Origin of the sequence: Bacteroides muris (ex Afrizal et al. 2022) (assembly GCF_004793475.1) — a bacterium.
Lineage (GTDB): Bacteria > Bacteroidota > Bacteroidia > Bacteroidales > Bacteroidaceae > Bacteroides > Bacteroides muris.
The window spans coordinates 1-440 of record NZ_SRYZ01000140.1 but is presented as its reverse complement, the minus strand read 5'-3'; the positions used below and the strand labels follow the sequence as shown (position 1 = coordinate 440).

General features: G+C 43.6%; 1 protein-coding gene. It reads right to left on the bottom strand.

Annotated features, from left to right (window positions below; translation table 11 throughout):
* Nucleotides 1–440, bottom strand: a 440-nt coding sequence (locus E5355_RS19240) for a transposase (protein WP_136011574.1), incomplete at its 5' end; no start/stop codon positions are given.

Here is a 440-nt window from a genome sequence, read left to right as displayed (position 1 = left end):
TTAAGTACATGACAAAAATTTGAAAACATCGAATTTTGGGGTATAAGTCGGACGCATAAGTATGGTCGAAATCTCTTCCAATCCATATTTGACAAGCGACTTTGCCTTTCTTCCATGTTTCAGAATCCTTATCGCTTTAATATTTATATCTTTATGTTCACCAACGAGATACGCCCATACAAGAGCCACGCAGACCATCGCGACAAGTCTTGCGATGCGCTCCATATCACGCATGTGGGTGTCCTCGATGTTGAAGCCGGAAGATTTCATGGCTCTGAAGGCCGTTTCTATCTCCCATCGCTTTTTGTATGTCAAAATCGCGTCCTCGGGCCGATTGAAGCATATGAGAATCTGCAATTCCGGAACTCCATCGGAGTTTTTGATTCGGCTGCCGGCAAGATAGACATACTCACCTTTGTGAAGAAAGAGCTTATGGAAGA